We start from the raw sequence: 13,631 nt of genomic DNA, 5'->3' as shown, positions 1-13,631 counted from the left end.
TCGGCTCCGTGGGGATTCGGTTTTATCGTTTTCGCGTGATGCGTGCTCGCGTGTTCGCTTCAGGCCTTTAGACCTTCAGGCAGCCTTGACAGCGGCGAGCGCGAATGCAGCGTCGATCGATGCCGCCGCGAGCTTGCCGTCCTGCACCGCCTGCACGGTCAGATCGACGCCGCCCGATGCCGCGCAATCGCCGCCTGCCCAGACTTTGTCTAGCGACGTGCGCAGATCGGCGTCGACTGCGATGCGGCTTTGATCGAGCGTCAACAGTTCGTGGTCGAGGCCGACGCTCACGAGCGTCTGGCCGATCGCCTTGAGCACCATGTCGGCTTCGAGCGTGAAGCGCTCGGCGCTGCCGTCGCTCGCAGTACGTTCGAATTCGACGCCCGTCACCACGCCGTCGCCGCCGATCAATCGCACGGGCTTCGCATGCGTGATGAGCGTCACGTTCTGCGTCTGCGCGAAATCGCGCTCGGCCCACGTCGCGCTCATCGACTCGACGCCGCGCCGGTACACCATCGTCACGCTCGTCGCGCCGAGCTTGCGGCTTTGCACGGCAGCATCGACGGCCGTATTGCCGCCGCCGATCACAATCACACGGCGGCCAACCGGCACCGTCGCGAGATCGCTCGCCTGACGTACCTGCTCGATGAAATCGACGGCATTCATCACGCCGTTCAGTGCTTCGCCTTCAAGCGCGAGCGCGCGCACGCCTGCGAGACCGATCGAGAGAAACACGGCGTCGTGTTGTTGACGCAGCGAATCGAGCGATACGTCATGTCCCAGCTTCATGCCCGTCTTCAATTCGATGCCGCCTACCGACAACAGCCATTGCACTTCACGCTGCGCGAAGTCATCGACCGTTTTATATGCGGCGATGCCGTATTCGTTGAGGCCACCGCCCTTGTCATGCGCGTCATAGATCGTCACGCTATGACCCGCCACGGCAAGACGATGCGCGCATGCAAGACCCGCCGGGCCTGCGCCGACGACGGCCACATGCCGCCCGCTATCCGGCGCGCGCGTGAATTTCACGGCATCGCGCGCCATCGCCCAATCGGTTGCATGACGCTGCAATGCGCCGATTGCGACGGGCTTCGCATCCTGGTGATTGCGCACGCATGCGCCTTCGCAGAGGATCTCGGTTGGACACACGCGCGAGCACATGCCGCCCAATGGATTCGCCGAAAGAATATCGGTCGCGGCGCCCTTCAGATTGCCGTTGCCGATCTTGCGGATAAAGCTCGGGATATCGATTTGCGTGGGACACGCCTGCACACACGGCGCGTCGTAGCAGTAGTGACAACGGCTCGCGGCCGCGGCGGCTGCCGTGGGATCGAGCAGCGGCGCAATGTCGGCGAATTCGCAAGAAAGCTGTTGGGACGACAAGCGCTGCGCCGCGATGTCGCCCGTTTGCTTGATGGCCATACGCGTTCCTTCGTCAAAGTGAGGACGTAGCCGTACCTGCCGGCTTCGCGTGAACGAAGCCGGGACGGCGTGTTTTATGGGTACAGCGTTACAGCGTGATCAGGCTCTTACGATGCCGGTTCGCATGCACGCTCCAGCATCGCGTGCAACAACACGTTTGCGCCCGCCTCGATCCATTCGGGCGTCGCATCTTCGATTTCGTTGTGACTGATGCCGTCCACGCACGGCACGAACACCATCGATGTCGGCGCCACCTGCGACAGATAGCACGCGTCGTGGCCCGCGCCCGACACCATGTCGCGATGCGGATAGCCGAAACGCTCGGCGGCGGCACGCACGGACTTCACGCAGGCCGGGTCGAACCTGACGGGCTCGTAGTAAAAGATCTGTTCGAGCTGTGTTTCGAGGCCGATGCCGCCCGCGATCTTCGCGACGCCTTCGCGTAGCGCGGCGTCCATCTTCGCGAGCACGGCATCGTCGGGATGACGGAAATCGACGGTGAAAAACACGCGACCTGGAATCACGTTGCGCGAGTTCGGATGGACCTGCATCATGCCGACCGTCGCGCACGCGAGCGGCGCGTGATCGAGACCGATACGGTTGACGAGATCGACCACGCGCGCCGCGCCCAGCAACGCATCCTTGCGGCGCGGCATCGGCGTCGGGCCCGCGTGCGCCTCCTGGCCTGTCAGTGTGATTTCGTACCAGCGTTGGCCTTGCGCATCGGTGACGACGCCAATCGTCTTGTTTTCCGCTTCGAGTATCGGCCCCTGTTCGATGTGCAATTCGAACGCTGCATGCAGAGGGCGGTCGCCGCACGGCACGTCGCCCGCATAGCCGATGCGCGTCAGTTCCTCGCCGATCGTCTTGCCGTCAACATCCTTGCGCGACAAGCCATAGTCGAGCGTGAAAACGCCTGCGAACACGCCGGACGCCACCATCGCGGGCGCAAAGCGCGAGCCCTCTTCGTTGGTCCAGATCACGACTTCGATCGGATGCTCGGTTTCGATGCCGCGATCGTTGAGGCTGCGAATCACTTCAAGCCCGCCGAGGACGCCGTAAATACCGTCGAAGCGGCCGCCTGTCGGTTGCGAGTCCGCGTGCGAGCCCGTCATCACGGGCAGCGCATTCGGGTTCACGCCCGCGCGCCGCATGAACACGTTGCCCATCTGATCGATGCTGACCGTGCAGCCCGCGTCCTTCGCCCAGCTGACGATGAGGTCGCGTCCCTCCTTGTCGAGATCGGTCAGCGCGAGGCGGCAGACGCCGCCCTTTTGCGTCGCGCCGATTTTCGCCATCGTCATCAGGCTGTCCCACAGACGTTTGCCGTTGACGGTGATCGACGTATCGAGTCCTTGTTTCAACGCTTCGGATACCGCATTCATTCGTTGCTCCTCTGGATCAACACGCTTTGCAATTCAACCGCGAGCGGCTTTGCGTCCTCTCGCGACGAAGTGAAACTGGTGCATCGGCGGCGCGTTCGAATTCGCTTTGGGGCATGGCTGCACAGTCGGCGTGCACGTTTCCCAAGCCTTCGTTTTAGCGGTAAACCCTGGCCACCGGCCGCTCTGCGAATCCTGTCCGATTGGACAGGTTGTAGCCGATTAAAAACATCAAATCAATGTCTTTCGTGCGGACAGGAACAGAAGAACACGAGAGCGAGAACCATGCCATTGCAACGCAGCATGACTTTCTGCGTGCGCAATGAAACGGTGCATACGTTGATGTCGATCCCGACACGAGCGGCTAGAATGAAGCGCGACGCGGCACAAAGGCTAACGATGAGACACGACGACACGACAGTGAGCGAGACCGGCAACGACGAAGCGCCTGCACCTTTGCGGCGGCGCAAGGCTCACATTCGTGAGAGCAATGAAACGCATCTTCTGGCGTGTGCGGAAGCCGTTTTTGCGGAGCGCGGCTTCGAAGGGGCGAGCACGGCGATGATCGCGGAGCGTGCGGGCTTACCGAAAGCCAACGTCCACTACTACTTCCCGACCAAGCTCGCGCTCTACCGGCGCGTGCTCGAAGACCTGTTCGAAGACTGGCATCGGGCGGCGAATACGTTCGAAGGCAGCGACGATCCCGTCGAAGCCATCGGCGGCTATGTGCGCGCGAAGATGGAGTTGTCGCGGCGGCGGCCGCTCGGCTCGAAGGTGTGGGCGAACGAGATCATTCACGGCGCGGACCACATGCTCGACATTCTCGAGCAGCGCGTGAAGCCGTGGCTCGATACGCGCGTGACTGTCATCGACGACTGGATCGCGCGCGGCCTGCTCGCGAATGTCGATGCGCAAACGCTGATGTACATGATCTGGGCCACGACGCAGCACTACGCGGATTTCGACGCGCAGATACGCGCGCTGGGCGGCAAGCGCGCGTTCTCGCAAAAGGCCTTCGATGCAACCACGGAGCAGGTCGTGCAACTCGTGATTCGCGCGTGCGGGGCGCAGTCTCCATCGGCGAAGACCTGACGCCCGCGCGCGCTCAGTATGTTTCCAGATGCAGGCGCCCTTCGCGCTTGAGCCGCTGCCACAGCGCGTCCCATTCGAGGCCATGCAGGTCGGCGATGTCCTTCAGCGACTGCAACACGCCATCTTCCATCCCTTTCAACCCGCACACGTAGATGTAGGTGTTGTCGTCGCGCAGCAACTGCGCGACGTCGACGGCACGCTCGCGCATTGCGTCCTGCACGTAGCGCTTCGGCTCGCCCGGCGTGCGTGAAAACGCGAGGTTCGTGTCGATGAAGTCTTTCGGCAAATTCGTCAACGGCCCGAAGTAAGGCAACTCTTCCTTCGTACGCGCGCCGAAGAACAGCATCAGCTTGCCCGTTGCGCCCTTCAGCCTGCGCCTGCGCCGATACTCGGTCATCGCGCGCATCGGTGCGGAACCCGTGCCCGTGCAGATCATCAGCAGATGCGAATTCGGATGGTTCGGCATCAGGAATGTGCTGCCGAATGGGCCTATCACGTTGACGACGTCGCCCTTCTTCAGGTCGCACAGATAGTTCGAGCACACGCCGTTCGCCGCGTCGCCCTGATAGTCCTGGGTGACACGCTTCACGGTCAGCGAGACATTGTTGTAGCCGGGCCGCTCGCCGTCGCGCGGACTGGCAATCGAATACTGGCGCGCATGATGCGCGCGTCCATCGGCGGCGCTGCCCGGCGGCAGAATGCCGATCGACTGCCCTTCGAGGACAGGGAACGGCATCGAGCCGAAATCGAGCACGATGTGATGGATATCGCTTTGCGTCGTCTCGTCCGTCAGCCGATAGTTGCCGACGACCGTGGCCGTCGTCGGATTCTTGTGCGTGTAGAGATTCACGTACGGACGCGCGGCGGACCACGGCGGCACCACCGCGCCGCGCACCGTATCGACGTCGATGCCTTGCGCTTCGCTGGTAATGTCGCTGCTCGCGGCGTTTTCTTGCGCCGGCGTCTCGGTTGAAGATGGCAACGCCATCGTGCCCTGCTCCGGCAACACATCCCATGTGTATTGCTCGTCGATGCTGTAGGCGTCTGCCTTGAGCACCGAGCGCCAGTTGTCGATCGCGCCCGTCGGACACGGCGGCACGCACGCCATGCAGCCGTTGCACACGTCCGGCATTACGACGTAATTCGTGCCGTCGTGCGTGATCGCATCGATCGGACAGGTCTCTTCGCATGTGTTGCAGCGAATGCAGATCTCCGGATCGATCAGATGCTGCTTGAGAATTTCGACCGGTACGGGCGCGTTCATGATGGTTCTGCCTTTTGCCTTACGTTACGTTCAGTTGCGTTCAGTTGAAGCGCACGTATTCGAAGTCGACGGGCTGGCGGTTGATGCCCATCGCGGGCGGCGCGATCCAGTTCGCAAACTTGCCGGCCTCGACGACACGCCCCATCAGCGATGCGACGTACGCGCGATCTTCCGCACTGGGCATCCATTTCGCTTCGTTCGCTGCCCATTCCGTCTCGCTGATCACGCGGCCATCGGGCGACACACGCGTGCCCGCAAAGGTGCCGATCTGCCGGTTAAACGCCTTGTGCGGCACAGTCAGGCGAAAATCGATGCCCGCCTTCTCCAGCACCTTGTTCCAGCGTCCGACACCCGCGACGGAATCCTTGATGTAGTCGTCGCGCAGCACTTCGTTCATGGCGTTGAGCATCGGCACTTCGCGCTCAATCAACTTGCCGTCCGCGACATCGAGCAGCTTGTAGCTCTGCCCGTTCAGTTGATGATCGTCGTCGCGCTTCGTTTCCTCGTAGCGGCCCTTGAGGCCCGAGCTATAGAACGTCGCCGCATTCGACGAATGGTCCGCGCCGAACAGATCGATCGTCACCGAGTAGTGGAAGTTCAGATAACGCTGGATAGTGGGCAGATCGATCACGCCGGCTCCGCGAATCTTGCTTGCGTCGTCCGTCTTCAGTTCGTTCATCACCTGCGCGGTGCGCTGCACGACACGCGACACACCCGATTCGCCGACGAACATGTGATGGGCTTCTTCCGTCAGCATGAACTTCGTGGTGCGCGCAAGCGGATCGAAACCGGATTCGGAGAGCGCGCTCAACTGGAACTTGCCGTCGCGATCCGTGAAGTACGTGAACATGTAGAACGCGAGCCAGTCGGGCGTTTTCTCGTTGAACGCGCCGAGAATGCGGGGGTTGTCGTCGTCGCCCGAGCGGCGGCCGAGCAGTGCTTCCGCTTCCTCGCGCCCGTCGCGGCCGAAATGACGATGCAGCAGATACACCATCGCCCACAGATGCCGGCCTTCCTCGACGTTCACCTGAAAGAGGTTGCGCAGGTCGTACATCGACGGCGCCGTGAGACCGAGGTGACGCTGCTGCTCGACGGAAGCCGGCTCCGTATCGCCTTGCGTGACGATGATGCGGCGCAAGTTCGCGCGATGTTCGCCCGGCACGTCCTGCCACGCCGCTTCGCCCTTGTGCTCGCCGAAGTTGATCTTGCGATCCTGATCGCCGGGTGTGAGAAAAATGCCCCAGCGGTAGTCAGGCATCTTCACATAATCGAAATGCGCCCAGCCGCCGGGATCGACGCTGGTCGCCGTGCGCAGATAGACGTCGAAGTCATGCGAGCCATCGGGGCCCATGTCGCCCCACCATGACAAGAAGTTCGGCTGCCATTGCTCGAGCGCGCGTTGCAAGGCGCGGTCGTCGGCGAGGTTGACGTTGTTCGGGATCTTGTCGGTGTAGTTGATCGTGGACATGTCGGTTCCTTGAGCGCGGTGCGATGGTTCGCATTCGGTCGCGTTGGTTCGCGTTTATTCGGCTGGCGAGAGGCTTCGGATCGGTGCGATTGATGTGATGCAAGCGTGATGCGGGCCTACACGCGCGATACGTCGAATTGCGCCTTGCTGCCCTTGCCGTATACCTTGAGCGCGCCCTTCTCGCCCACCGCGTTCGGCCGGTTGAAAATCCAGTTCTGCCACGCCGTCAGACGGCCGAAGATGCGCGTCTCCATCGTCTCGCGGCCGTTGAAACGCAGATTCGCTTCCATGCCCGTCAGCGCATCCGGCGACATCGCCGCGCGTTCTTCGAGCGCAATGCGGATTTCGTCAGCCCAGTCGATGTCATCCGGCGACGCCGTCACGAGACCCAGGCGCTCCGCTTCGACCGCCTTCACGGGCTGACCGATCTTCGCGCGCACGGCATCGAGCGGCTCCGTTTCTTCGTAGAAGCGCCGCGCGAGCCTCGACTGATGCGTGACCATTGGATACAGCCCGAAGTTGACTTCCGACAGCGTGATCGCGGGCTCTTCATCTTCGTTCGCAGGCAGCGCGGCCATGTAGGTGCGGTCGGCGGCGAACGCGAACTCGGCGAACGTGCCCGCGAAGCACGAACCCGGCTCAATCAGCGCAAACAGCGAACGCGACGACACGTCGATGCGCGCGAGCGTGCGGCGCAACAGGCCGATCGTTTCGCGCACCAGCCAGTGGTCCTTGTGTTGCAGCAACGTGGCGTCGACAGCGAGCACCGCGCGTGCGTCGCCTTCCGTCTTAAGGATCCACGTGCCGATATCGAGCTCGTTCGTGCGCATCGACAGGATCGCGTCGTCGAGTTCGCGCGCGTACTGCAGCGGCCACCAGCTCGCGCCCTTCGCGACGATGGCGTCGATATCTGTCGGCTGTTCGGTCGTAGGCGCTTTGGCCGTGAAAGTGGCCGTGCGTTTCGCCCGGTCGATGGTCACGTCGAGCGTCGCATACGTGAGGCCGTCGTCGCGATCCGTGCGTTCGATGCGCGTCAGCGCCACGCCTTGCGCATCCGCTGGACGATCGCTTTGCTGCGCGAGTTCCAATGCACGCGCAGCGATCGCCTGCTCGAACTGGTTCGGCTTCACGACTTCATCGACGAGACGCCACTCCTTCGCGCGCGCGCCGCGGATGCCTTCGACCACGGTGCAGAAAATGTCGGCGCGATCGTGCCGCACCTTGCGTTTGTCGGTGACGCGCGTGAGGCCGCCCGTTCCCGGCAGCACGCCGAGCAGCGGCACTTCCGGCAGCGCCACCGATGACGAGCGGTCGTCGATCAAATAGATCTCATCGCACGCGAGTGCCAGTTCGTATCCGCCGCCTGCACATGCACCGTTGACTGCTGCAAGAAACTTCAGGCCCGAATGACGCGACGAGTCCTCGACGCCGTTGCGGGTTTCGTTCGTGAATTTGCAGAAGTTGACCTTCCATGCATGCGACGACAGGCCGAGCATGAAGATGTTTGCACCCGAGCAGAACACGCGGTCTTTCAGGCTCGTGAGGACGACCGTCCGCACTTCCGGATGCTCGAAGCGGATGCGCTGGAGTGCATCGTGCAGTTCGATATCGACGCCCAGGTCGTATGAATTCAGCTTCAGCTTGTAGCCGTCGCGGATGCCTCCGTCTTCGGCGATGTCGATCCCGAGCGTCGCCACCGGACCATTGAACGCGAGCTTCCAGTGCTTGTACTGCGAGGGATCGGTGCGGTAGTCGACTCGTACGGCGGCGGTCTCTGCCGGGAACACGGCTGCGGACATGGGGCGTCTCCTGAGACGGATGCAAATTGTTTGAAAGAACAATAGTGCACCATCACAGCCATGTAAAGCACTTTACTTCATGTTTTCGGGTTATCCCTATCTCAATCGGCTCTGGACCGACTTCGGCACATGCATCAGGTTTCATCGCCCAGTTCTGCGGCGAGACGCGCGGCGAGGCGGTCGCGCAGTTGCAGATAGGCGTCGGCCAGCGTGCGCTCGCTGGTGTCGAAGGTCATGTCGGCACGGTTATAGAGTTCGCCGCGGCCCGCGAGGATGCGCTTGAGGTCCTCCATCGCCTCCTTGTTGCCCGACATGGGCCGCAAGTCGCCCTGCGCGACGACCCGGCGCATGTGCTCTTCCGGGGTGGCCTGCAGCCACACCGTGAAGCAGTGCGCGAGCAGCGCATTGAAGGTGGCGGGCTCCGACACCAGTCCGCCCGGCGAGGCGATCACGGCGCGCTCGTGCTCGCCGATCACCGCCTCGAGCGCACGCTGCTCGTAACGGCGGTACGCGCTCGCGCCATACAGAGAATGGATCTCTGCCGGCGGACAGCCCGCCATCTGCTGGATCACCTTGGTGATCTCGATGAACGGCACCTTGCGCTCCTGCGCCAGCATGCGGCCGAGCGTCGATTTCCCCGCGCCGCGCAGCCCGATCAGCGCGATGCGGTCCTTGCGATGCGGATCGCGCGGCGCCTGCGCGAACATCTCCGACAGCGCGACGCGCGCGCGCTGCAGCGCCGCCTGGTCTCGCCCCTGCAGCAGTTCGCGGATCAGCAGCCATTCGGCGGACGACGTGGTTTCATCGCCGATCACTTCGGCGAGCGGGCAGTTCAGCGTGGCCGCGATTTGCCGCAGCACCAGCACCGACGCGTTGCCGACGCCCGACTCGAGATTCGCGAGATGCCGCTCGGATAGGCCCGTTTCCGACGCCAGCGTCTTGCGCGTCATGCCGCGGCGCGCGCGCAGCAGGCGCACGCGCTCGCCCATCGCGGTCAGGAACGGATCGCGTTCTTCGCGCTCGGCTTTCGGCGCTTCGTCGTCTGCGCGGGGGTTTGGCGGAGCGTTCCCCGCAGCGTCGGAGTAAGTTTGGTTCATGTCGCTAAGCCTCATCGACTAGGTATATGTACTATAGTGCTTGACATGCTCAAGGTGAACGGTTAATTTTCGCCGCATATCGATGCAATAACAACGCCGAATGCCCTCCACCGGATGGCATAGGCAAAATCGGAGACGATCGGCGGCAGAGCACATGAACTAAGGTGCGTGTCGACCGGCAGCAAAATCATCTTGCATGAGACCTGAGCAAGGCGCGGGCAGGCAAGCGCGAAAGCGTCAGCTTCGTTCGATACGCCGGTTCAGGTCGACAGGAGGCAAGCATGTCCCCTCAGGATTTTCAGCGTCTGATTGCAGGCGTGACCGCGCAATTGGACGGCCGCCCGCTCGACCCGTCGCTGGCCGGGTGGCTCAACGCGACCTGGCCCGCCGGCAGCGCCACTTACGACGAGCTCGCCAACGCATGCCGCGTGGGCGTCGCCGAAGGCTGGCTGTGCAATCGCGAGCACGGCGGCATCCGCTACGGCCGCGTCATCAAGCCCACACCCGACACGCACGGCTTTTCAGTCGACGTCGTCGACATGCAGGACATTTCCGGTCCGCATCACGTGCACCCACACGGCGAAATCGATCTGATCATGCCGCTCACAGAAGGCGCGACCTTCGACGGTCATCCGGCCGGCTGGTGCGTGTACGGTCCCGGCAGCGCGCATCGACCGACGGTCGCGCGCGGACAGGCGCTCGTGCTGTATCTGCTGCCGCAAGGTGCAATCGAATTCACGCGGGACGCCAGCGTTGCCTGAAACGCCCCACGCGCGCTTTCACGTCCCCTTTTCCGTTCCCATGCACTCCGCCTCAACTCGCCGGAGGAAACATGCAAGCCTTGCTGGAATCGCACCCGGGGGAGCCCGCGCCGAACGTCGAAGCGCCCCCCGCGCAGTTCAACTTCGCGTCGCATCTGTTCCGCCTCAACGACGTGCGGCCCGACAAGCCCGCCTATATCGACGACGCCGGCGTCACCACCTACGCGCAACTCGAAGACCGCGCGCGCCGCTTCGCTGGCGCGCTGCGCTCGCTCGGCGTGCATTCCGAAGAGCGCATCCTGCTCGTGATGCTCGACACGGCCGAATTGCCCGTCGCGTTTCTCGGAGCGCTTTATGCGGGCGTCGTGCCCGTGGTCGCGAACACGCTGCTGACGTCCGCCGACTATCTGTACATGCTCACGCATAGCCACGCGCGGGCCGTGATCGCATCGGGCGCACTGCTGCCGAATGTCGAAAAAGCGATGAGCGAGGCGGAACACGACGGCTGTCTGTTGATCGTGTCGCAGCCTGTGCAGGTCGATCCGCCGCCAACGTATGTTCTTGGCCAGTTGATCGACGGCGCCGAGCCGTCGATGAAACCCAATGCATGTAGCGGCGACGATATTGCGTTCTGGTTGTATTCATCCGGTTCAACCGGCAAACCGAAAGGCACGGTGCACACGCATGCAAACCTGTACTGGACTGCAGAGCTCTATGCGAAGCCGATACTCGGCATCAGCGAACGCGACGTGGTGTTCTCCGCCGCCAAGCTGTTCTTCGCCTATGGCCTCGGCAATGCACTGACGTTTCCCCTGTCGGTCGGCGCTTCGGCCGTGCTGATGGCCGAGCGTCCGACACCCGACGCCATCTTCAGGCGACTCGTCGAGCATCGGCCGACGATCTTCTACGGCGTACCGACGCTGTACGCGAACATGCTCGTGTCGCCAAATCTGCCGCCGCGCGAGCAGGTCGCGATGCGCGTCTGCGCATCGGCGGGCGAAGCGTTGCCGCGCGAGATCGGCGAGCGCTTCACCGCGCACTTCGGCTGCGAGGTTCTCGACGGCATCGGTTCGACGGAGATGCTGCATATCTTTCTGTCGAATCGCCCAGGTGCAGTCGAGTACGGAACAACGGGCCGCCCTGTGCCGGGATATGAAGTGGAGTTACGCGACGAAGCGGGCCATTCCGTGCCCGACGGTGAAGTCGGCGATCTGTTCATCAAAGGGCCGAGCGCCGCGCTGATGTACTGGAGCAACCGCGAGAAGTCGCGCGCGACCTTCCTCGGCGAGTGGATTCGCAGCGGCGACAAGTACAGCCGCTTGCCGAACGGCTGCTATCAATATGCAGGCCGCAGCGACGACATGCTGAAAGTAAGCGGCCAGTATGTGTCGCCCGTCGAAGTGGAAATGGTCCTCGTGCAACATACTGCCGTGCTCGAAGCCGCCGTCGTCGGGGTCGATCACGGCGGCCTCGTGAAAACGCGTGCATTCGTCGTGCTGAAACGAAATGCCGATGCATGCGATGCACTCGCGGATGAACTCAAGTCGTTCGTCAAGGACAAGCTCGCGCCGCACAAGTATCCGCGCGATATCGTCTTCGTCGATGATCTGCCGAAGACGGCAACCGGTAAGATTCAACGCTTCAAACTGCGGGAACAGCTCAACAGCTGATGAACGGAATGGCCGAACCTGTTACGACCTTGCGCGAAGACGCCGGTAGCGCGTCGGTCGCGTTGCCTGCGACTGCACAACGCGACGCGCTGGATATCGAATACCGCTGGCTCAACGCGCATCTTGCCGATGCGCCGCTGGCCGTGTTCCTGCACGAGGGACTCGGCTCCGTCGCGATGTGGAAGGACTGGCCCCAGAGCGTATGCGACAGGCTCGGCATGCGCGGCCTCGTGTATTCGCGCCCGGGCTATGGACGTTCGACACCGCGTCCACACCATGTCAAATTGCCCGTCGATTTCATGTCGGTGCAGGCGCGCGACATCTTGCCCGCGTTGCTCGATGCACGCGATGTGAGCGCTGAGGAAAGAAAACGCATGTGGGTGATCGGTCACAGCGACGGCGGATCGATCACGCTGCTTTATGCTGCCGCTTTTCCGGATGCACTGGCCGGCGCCGTTGTGGTTGCGCCGCATGTCTTCGTCGAGGACATTTCCGTCGCGAGCATTGCCGAGGCGAAGACGGCCTACGAGCAGTCGGATCTGCGTAGCAAGTTGGCGCGTCACCACGACGACGTCGATTCGGCCTTTTATGGCTGGAACGACGTATGGCTAAGCGATGCGTTCCGGTCGTGGAGCATCGTCGATGAACTCGAGTGCATTCGCTGCCCGCTGCTTGCCGTGCAGGGGTACGACGATCATTACGGCACGATGGCGCAAATCGACACGATTGCGCAGCGCGCTCCACATACTCAACTGGCGAAGCTCGACAACTGCGGGCACTCGCCTCATCGCGATGCGCCGCAAGCGCTCAACGATGCGATCATCGATTTCATCAAGAAGCACGACGCCACTGCGCAGGCTTGAATCGGCAAGCGAACCAAGCCGGCTTGAGAGTGCAGCAAAGCATTGCACTGTAGTTCTCCACAGAAACCGTTCATAAGCCTGTGGGTAACCTGGGCAAGACCCGCTCAAGTCATTGATGCAATTCAGATTGCACACGCTGCATCCACCTCGCGTCCGCGCGCACGCTTCTTCTGCGCGCGGACACGCCGCGAGGTTGTCCACATTTTCCGTGACCAACCTTGTGGACAACGCGCCGATAACGCACTCAAGTCATTGAACCGTCACAGGGAATGCGCGTTGCATCGGATGCAGCGCATTCCACTGCATATCGATGCACACGCGCACCGTCGCGCATCCTTACACGCATCTTTCTGCACTTCCTTCCGCGCTCGCTCTGCATTTCTTTCGTCGCCTCACGCTTCACAATAGCTACACACACGATGGCTATCGTTACGCGTCTCTCAAGCATGGTGCCGGAGGATGACGATGCCCGCTCTGCACAAAACAGCACATAGCCCGCAACGCAAGCGATTGCACTGGATGCTCGCCGTCGTCGCGGCATCGATCGCCGCCACGGCATGCAGTGACGACTCGTCGATGCAGGCGTCGCAAGAACAGAATCAGCAGCAACAGACACAACGCGAGCAACAGCCCGCCCTCGCGACGACATTCAACGCCCCGCCCACGCAATCCACGTCGGCCGCCGGCACCACGCTTCAAACACCGCAATCCCCTTCCGCGCAGGCACAAACCGCAGCCCCCGGCGGCGCCAGCGCAGCCGATTCCGTCGTTCTCGCACCACCCGTGATTCACACCGTCGATTGAGTTCTG

11 protein-coding genes are annotated in these 13,631 nt (G+C 62.5%); 5 read left to right on the top strand and 6 right to left on the bottom strand.

The window, feature by feature from the left end; all coding sequences use genetic code 11:
• Positions 1-75: 75 nt before the first annotated feature.
• Both C2L64_RS05460 and C2L64_RS05455 read right to left on the bottom strand, forming a co-directional pair.
• Entirely contained in the window at positions 76-1,425 is a 1,350-nt protein-coding gene (locus C2L64_RS05460) for an NAD(P)-dependent oxidoreductase (RefSeq protein WP_090835423.1), read from the bottom strand.
• A gap of 107 nt (positions 1,426-1,532) precedes the next feature.
• The gene (locus C2L64_RS05455; RefSeq protein ID WP_090835421.1) at positions 1,533-2,810 is read right to left on the bottom strand and encodes a Zn-dependent hydrolase; all 1,278 of its coding nucleotides are present in this window, start codon (positions 2,808-2,810) and stop codon (positions 1,533-1,535) included.
• Between the two features lie 366 nt (positions 2,811-3,176).
• On the opposite strand from C2L64_RS05455, the gene C2L64_RS05450 reads away from it, so the two are divergent.
• Positions 3,177-3,899, top strand: a complete 723-nt coding sequence (locus C2L64_RS05450) for a TetR/AcrR family transcriptional regulator (RefSeq protein WP_079499925.1) — start codon at positions 3,177-3,179, stop codon at positions 3,897-3,899.
• Between the two features lie 13 nt (positions 3,900-3,912).
• Here the strand turns inward: C2L64_RS05450 and boxA are convergent, their stop codons facing one another.
• The 4 genes from boxA to C2L64_RS05430 all read right to left on the bottom strand — a co-directional run bounded on the left by boxA (position 3,913) and on the right by C2L64_RS05430 (position 9,527).
• Positions 3,913-5,163, bottom strand: a complete 1,251-nt coding sequence (boxA, locus tag C2L64_RS05445) for a benzoyl-CoA 2,3-epoxidase subunit BoxA (protein WP_086915236.1) — start codon at positions 5,161-5,163, stop codon at positions 3,913-3,915.
• Between the two features lie 40 nt (positions 5,164-5,203).
• On the bottom strand, positions 5,204-6,631 hold the full coding sequence (gene boxB / locus C2L64_RS05440; protein ID WP_090835419.1) for a benzoyl-CoA 2,3-epoxidase subunit BoxB: 1,428 nt from the start codon (positions 6,629-6,631) through the stop codon (positions 5,204-5,206).
• 116 nt (positions 6,632-6,747) lie between these two features.
• Positions 6,748-8,430, bottom strand: a complete 1,683-nt coding sequence (boxC, locus tag C2L64_RS05435) for a 2,3-epoxybenzoyl-CoA dihydrolase (protein WP_090835418.1) — start codon at positions 8,428-8,430, stop codon at positions 6,748-6,750.
• A gap of 134 nt (positions 8,431-8,564) precedes the next feature.
• Positions 8,565-9,527: a helix-turn-helix transcriptional regulator gene (locus C2L64_RS05430; RefSeq protein ID WP_079499929.1), complete on the bottom strand. Its 963-nt coding sequence runs from the start codon at positions 9,525-9,527 to the stop codon at positions 8,565-8,567.
• Between the two features lie 281 nt (positions 9,528-9,808).
• On the opposite strand from C2L64_RS05430, the gene C2L64_RS05425 reads away from it, so the two are divergent.
• From C2L64_RS05425 to C2L64_RS05410, 4 genes are all read left to right on the top strand, one after another.
• Positions 9,809-10,288 carry a DUF4863 family protein gene (locus tag C2L64_RS05425; RefSeq protein WP_090835416.1) on the top strand — a complete coding sequence of 160 codons (480 nt, stop codon included), beginning with the start codon at positions 9,809-9,811 and terminating at the stop codon, positions 10,286-10,288.
• A gap of 71 nt (positions 10,289-10,359) precedes the next feature.
• On the top strand, positions 10,360-11,958 hold the full coding sequence (locus C2L64_RS05420) for a benzoate-CoA ligase family protein (protein WP_090835413.1): 1,599 nt from the start codon (positions 10,360-10,362) through the stop codon (positions 11,956-11,958).
• Between the two features lie 8 nt (positions 11,959-11,966).
• Positions 11,967-12,821: an alpha/beta fold hydrolase gene (locus C2L64_RS05415; protein WP_176133808.1), complete on the top strand. Its 855-nt coding sequence runs from the start codon at positions 11,967-11,969 to the stop codon at positions 12,819-12,821.
• A 465-nt stretch (positions 12,822-13,286) separates the two neighbouring features.
• A complete protein-coding gene (locus C2L64_RS05410) occupies positions 13,287-13,625 on the top strand; it encodes a hypothetical protein (RefSeq protein WP_086915252.1) in 339 nt (112 codons plus the stop codon).
• Positions 13,626-13,631 lie beyond the last annotated feature (6 nt).

Source organism: Paraburkholderia hospita, assembly GCF_002902965.1.
GTDB classification, from domain to species: Bacteria; Pseudomonadota; Gammaproteobacteria; order Burkholderiales; family Burkholderiaceae; genus Paraburkholderia; species Paraburkholderia hospita.
This window is presented reverse-complemented; position numbering and strand designations above follow the sequence as displayed.

Excerpts from the sequence above, each read along its gene's own strand:
- boxB (WP_090835419.1), bottom strand. The coding sequence starts at position 6,631 with ATGTCCACGATCAACTACACCGACAAGATCCCGAACAACGTCAACCTC.
- C2L64_RS05425 (WP_090835416.1), top strand. The coding sequence starts at position 9,809 with ATGTCCCCTCAGGATTTTCAGCGTCTGATTGCAGGCGTGACCGCGCAA.
- C2L64_RS05450 (WP_079499925.1), top strand. The coding sequence starts at position 3,177 with ATGAAGCGCGACGCGGCACAAAGGCTAACGATGAGACACGACGACACG.
- C2L64_RS05455 (WP_090835421.1), bottom strand. The coding sequence starts at position 2,810 with ATGAATGCGGTATCCGAAGCGTTGAAACAAGGACTCGATACGTCGATC.
- boxC (WP_090835418.1), bottom strand. The coding sequence starts at position 8,430 with ATGTCCGCAGCCGTGTTCCCGGCAGAGACCGCCGCCGTACGAGTCGAC.
- C2L64_RS05410 (WP_086915252.1), top strand. The coding sequence starts at position 13,287 with ATGCCCGCTCTGCACAAAACAGCACATAGCCCGCAACGCAAGCGATTG.
- C2L64_RS05420 (WP_090835413.1), top strand. The coding sequence starts at position 10,360 with ATGCAAGCCTTGCTGGAATCGCACCCGGGGGAGCCCGCGCCGAACGTC.
- C2L64_RS05460 (WP_090835423.1), bottom strand. The coding sequence starts at position 1,425 with ATGGCCATCAAGCAAACGGGCGACATCGCGGCGCAGCGCTTGTCGTCC.
- boxA (WP_086915236.1), bottom strand. The coding sequence starts at position 5,163 with ATGAACGCGCCCGTACCGGTCGAAATTCTCAAGCAGCATCTGATCGAT.
- C2L64_RS05430 (WP_079499929.1), bottom strand. The coding sequence starts at position 9,527 with ATGAACCAAACTTACTCCGACGCTGCGGGGAACGCTCCGCCAAACCCC.
- C2L64_RS05415 (WP_176133808.1), top strand. The coding sequence starts at position 11,967 with ATGGCCGAACCTGTTACGACCTTGCGCGAAGACGCCGGTAGCGCGTCG.